The following is a 4,657-nucleotide window of genomic DNA, read 5'->3' on the forward strand; positions in this document are numbered from 1 at the left end:
AACTATAGATATCAATGGGGATTAAAAAAATTGACTCCTGTACAATACAGGAATCAACTTTTAGTTGCATAGTCTTTTTTTAATATCCTTGACATAGGATCCATTTTATAATTAGATATGGTTTTTAATTGTTTATTGTTAATTTATTATCTTACTAAAACTCACAGTTAAATCTTTTTTCAAATTCTAAAATTAGTTCATTCCTAAAATATGGATGAGCAATATTTATTAATGCTCTAGCTCGTTGCCTTAAACTTTTGCCCTTAAGCTGTGCTATTCCATACTCTGTAACTACATAATTTACATCATTTCTACCTGTTGTAACTGCAGCACCTTCATCTAATATTGGTACAATTTTTGAAATTTTACCTTTGGCTGCGGTAGAAGACATTGCCATAATAGATATACCATCTTTACTCATATTTGCACCTCGTACAAAATCCACCTGACCACCAACACCACTAAACTGAGTTAACCCTATAGATTCTGCATTTACTTGACCCATAAAGTCCACTTGAATAGCAGAATTTATACAAACCATTTTATTATTTTGTGCAACTACTACAGGATCATTTACATAATCTACAGAATACATTTCAACCATTGGATTATTATCAACAAAGTCATAAAGCCTTTTAGTTCCCATTAAAAATGTAACAACAATCTTTCCATTATGAAGCACCTTAGACTTGCCGGTAATTACACCTGCCTCAACTAGTTCGACAACTCCATCAGAAATCATCTCAGAATGGATTCCGAGATCCTTCTTGTTTTTTAAGAATAGTAAAACTGCATCTGGAATGGCACCTATTCCAAGTTGGAGTGTAGACCCATCCTCAACTAAGGATGCACAATGCCCTCCAATAGCTCTCTCAATTTCTCCTATTTTAGGGGGCTGAAGCTCTATTATTGCATGGCTAGCTTCTACGATATAATCGATTTCAGATACATTTATAAACGAGTCCCCCATAGTTTTTGGCATTTTATCATTCACTTCTGCTATTACTATTTTTGCACATTTTGCAGCAGGTTTAGTATAGTCGTTAGATACTCCAAAACTACAATTTCCGTTTTTATCAGGTGGGCTTAATTGAATAATTGCTACATCAACCGGTAGATAGCCTTTTTGGAACAATTCAGGAACCTTAGAAAAATAACAAGGTGTAAAATCTGCTCTTCCTTCTGCAACTGCTTCTCTAGAACACCCACCCACAAATACAGCGTTGTGTGTGAAATGCGTCTCCATTCCTTTTTTAAGATATTCAGCTTTTCCCATAGGAACCATGTGTACAATTTCAACATTTTCATAAGCTTCGCAATTTGCTACCATTGCAGCTAAAACGTCTGTTGGCTCCCCACAAGCATGTCCTGTAACTACCCTGTTTCCAGACTTTATTTTTCTTACCGCTTGCTCTGCCGTAACAACCTTTGATTCATAAATTTCTTGTAAGTTCATTACTATCACTCTCCCAATTAAATTTTTTATTTTATACATAATATTTGATAATATTATAAGTAATTTCTATAAGAAGATTATTTAATATGATGCTACTACTTTATTAAAGATAGTTTGATGAGTCCTTACCCCTGTAACCACAATACCATTAAGTCTTCTTTCAACTACTCTAAAATATTATTCATAGTTAAAGGCATCTATTCCAACGCATTTTTAGAATTTAAAATGGTATTTTGTCCAAAAAAACTTATGTCTAAGCCTTTGTGCTAAAATTGTAAACATGTAATATTCCTAAAAATAATGTTATATAAATATATTTCAATAAATTATTGTGATTTTTTTCACAAGTAATAATAAAAAAATCTACAAAAATATATAAATTATTGTGATTATTTTAACTAATATTAGAAAAAAAGTTTACAAAAATCTTATAATTTTGCACGATATATAGGTTTTGCAGAATATTAATTCGGATAAAAGAATTTGAACTAAAGTTGCAATTTCTTCTCTCCTTTCTCTTAATGGTGATACAAAGCGACTGGAATTCAGTCTATGATATAAATTAACTATATACTGATAGAACTCTTTCCACTTCTTTCTATCAGTATACACTAATTAACTTAACTTGTACATCTATATGAAATTCTAAAATTTTATTTAAAAATCAATAAAATAAATAAGAAGGATATAACTAAAAAAATAATTATCCTTCCTATTTATTTTATATTAAAATTTCTTTCACTTAAGCCTCAATATTTTTGTTTTCATTTTCAAAAATCATAACATCTAATTTGGGTTTATTTCCCAATTGGATAATTAAACAAAGTACAATACCTGTTGCGAGTCCCCATGCTGCCCCTCTTGTTGCAACTACTGCAGCCATAATACCTGCAATACCTAGATCATTAGCTGTACGCGCCTTCAAAACTCCAACTCTTATAGAAACATATCCTTGAATTAGCATTGTAGATGCAAGTGCAATTCCTAAAATAGGTTTGCATAAAGAAACTATTGGTAAGAGTAAGTATCCAGTAAGGGTACCAAACCTGAAAGAACCTGCTCCACCAAACATCGACTCCATAGATTCCTTGCCATGCTTATATCTTTCACAAATAACAACTTGCATTGCTGCCCATAGTGGACCGGCCATTGTAATATCTGGTCCTATTATAGACATTAACATGTTACGAAGACCAAAAATTATGTGAGATCTATTCGGATTGTAATCTACAAGTTCATCTGGGCGATCCTTCTTACAGTCTTCTATTAATGCTTGAGATTGTATCATATCACCAAATAAAACGATATATGCAGAAATAACCATTGGTATAGCCTTTATAAACATGCTAATTGGAGGAAATCCTATATTCTTTGAAAAAACTGTCCATTGTGTCCATAAGACTCCAAACGCTGGTTTTGTTATCCCCCATTCTACTTTAGGCCAAGCTGTTTCACCAACTAAAGGCGCAAATATTATCGCAAGAGCAATAACTGGTAATATACCTAAATTAGATATAGTTTTTAGAGTTCTATTTCTATTGCAAATACTTTTAAAATGATTTGAAAATAAAAGATAGAAACCTAATCCTACACAAACAACAATAGAAATAGGAAATTGGTCAAAACGAGCACCTTTCACAAATATAATATCTATAGCAGCAATACCAGCTCCAATAATAATGCCGGACTGCATAGCATTAGGAACAATGTGAACTATCTTCTTACCAAGACCTGTAATGCCTAAAAATAATGCTAAGGCCCCAAGACTCATTTCAAATGCTATTAACGCTTGCATTCTTTGTGGTCCCATTGCAAAATCACTTACATAAAGAATAAGAAGTGGAATGGCTGGTGTAATCCACCCAGGCACAACTGGATCACCTAAAAATACATGGGCACAATATAATATGCCATTTAACAAAACAATTGCCATCGCTACTTCAAACGGCATTCCTAAAAATTCCTGAAGAATTGGAATAGCTCCAAGGCAAACCGCACACATCAATAACCCTTGAATATAATCTGAAACCTCAAATCTATAATGAATTCCAGGTACTCTTATTTTAAAAGGGCCTGCTGGTATATATGGTTGTTCTTTACCGTCTTCTCTTTTTAAACGCATAACATTCTCCCTTCTTAAATGTACTTTTAGCTTTCATATTAATTTTCCTAAAATAAATAACGTATAAATTATTGCTACATAACAACATTTTATTCCTAAACATGAGGGGGCTAGTGAGCCCCCTCATATATCTAAGAATTTTATATAATAAAAGATGCATTCATATTATAATTTATTCTTTAATTCTTGCTATCACTTTTGCTAGTGCTTTTTTATGTGGCATATTGCTTTGTCTTGCTATCATTATTCTTTGTGCTTGAGGAGAACCTGCACCATGCATTGATTCTGTTCTATAACCAACTGCAGCTGTTCCAAGTGATAAATTTTCTATTAATCTTAATATTCTCATTCTATTTTCTGTTGTTACAGATGCTACACCTTTTAAGTATTTTTCAAGATAAGGTCCAGTTATTGGATCTTTAAAATCTTTATCTGCAGGCATAGTAACCATTAAGCCACCAGCTATATCTTCTGCAAGTCTTACTATCTCATATGGGAATCTTGTAACATTTTGCTTACAGACATTAGCAAGTAATAAATCTATTATATAGTTACCCGCCTCAGTTTTATGACCTTCTGCAGAACATGCTATTCCACAAGCGAATAGTGTTTCATTTAAGTGAGTCATCTCTATTAATTTATCTTTAATGTGTGATACTTTACTAGTTCCATTATATTCTGCAGCAAGTGCTGTAGCTCCAATAAGTACGTCGCCTACACCAACTTTACATCCACCATAACTTTGTCTATGATATCCTGCAAATCTTTCAACAAGCATTCCTGCAAATTCAGTTTCTCCATTTAGGAATATCCTATCATTTGGTACAAATACATCGTCAAATATAGTTAATGCTTCTACTCCACCATAGTTATAATTACCAACATCTATATCTGCTCCTTCTTCGCTTTTTCTTGTATCACAAGATTGACGTCCAAGAATCATAATTATACCTTTTGTATTTGTTGGCACTGAGAATGATACTGCGTAATCTTTTTCATTTGGTTTCATAGCCATAGTTGGCATAACTAAAACCTCATGAGAATTACATATACCAGTTTGATGAGCCTTTGCCCCTCTT

4 protein-coding genes are annotated in these 4,657 nt (G+C 32.7%); 1 reads left to right on the forward strand and 3 read right to left on the reverse strand.

What is annotated here, in order from left to right; translation table 11 throughout:
* Positions 1–72, forward strand: a 72-nt coding sequence (locus tag LGK95_RS22955) for an IS3 family transposase (protein ID WP_404814486.1), incomplete at its 5' end; no start/stop codon positions are given.
* 82 nt (positions 73–154) lie between these two features.
* On the opposite strand, the gene LGK95_RS21795 is transcribed toward LGK95_RS22955, so the two are convergent.
* From LGK95_RS21795 to LGK95_RS21805, 3 genes are all read right to left on the reverse strand, one after another.
* Positions 155–1,456, reverse strand: coding sequence for an acetyl-CoA hydrolase/transferase family protein (locus tag LGK95_RS21795; protein ID WP_226127003.1), 1,302 nt, complete (start codon positions 1,454–1,456; stop codon positions 155–157).
* Positions 1,457–2,198: 742 nt separating this feature from the next.
* On the reverse strand, positions 2,199–3,578 hold the full coding sequence (locus LGK95_RS21800; RefSeq protein WP_226127004.1) for a hypothetical protein: 1,380 nt from the start codon (positions 3,576–3,578) through the stop codon (positions 2,199–2,201).
* Between the two features lie 172 nt (positions 3,579–3,750).
* The coding region (locus LGK95_RS21805) for a 4-hydroxyphenylacetate 3-hydroxylase C-terminal domain-containing protein (RefSeq protein ID WP_319001952.1) at positions 3,751–4,657 on the reverse strand (907 nt) is incomplete at its 5' end.

This window comes from Clostridium algoriphilum, assembly GCF_020443705.1.
In the GTDB taxonomy this organism is placed as follows: Bacteria; Bacillota; Clostridia; order Clostridiales; family Clostridiaceae; genus Clostridium_AD; species Clostridium_AD algoriphilum.

Bases quoted from the DNA above. Each gene is read 5' to 3' on its own strand.
- LGK95_RS21800 (WP_226127004.1), bottom strand. From the start codon at position 3,578: ATGCGTTTAAAAAGAGAAGACGGTAAAGAACAACCATATATACCAGCA.
- LGK95_RS21795 (WP_226127003.1), bottom strand. From the start codon at position 1,456: ATGAACTTACAAGAAATTTATGAATCAAAGGTTGTTACGGCAGAGCAA.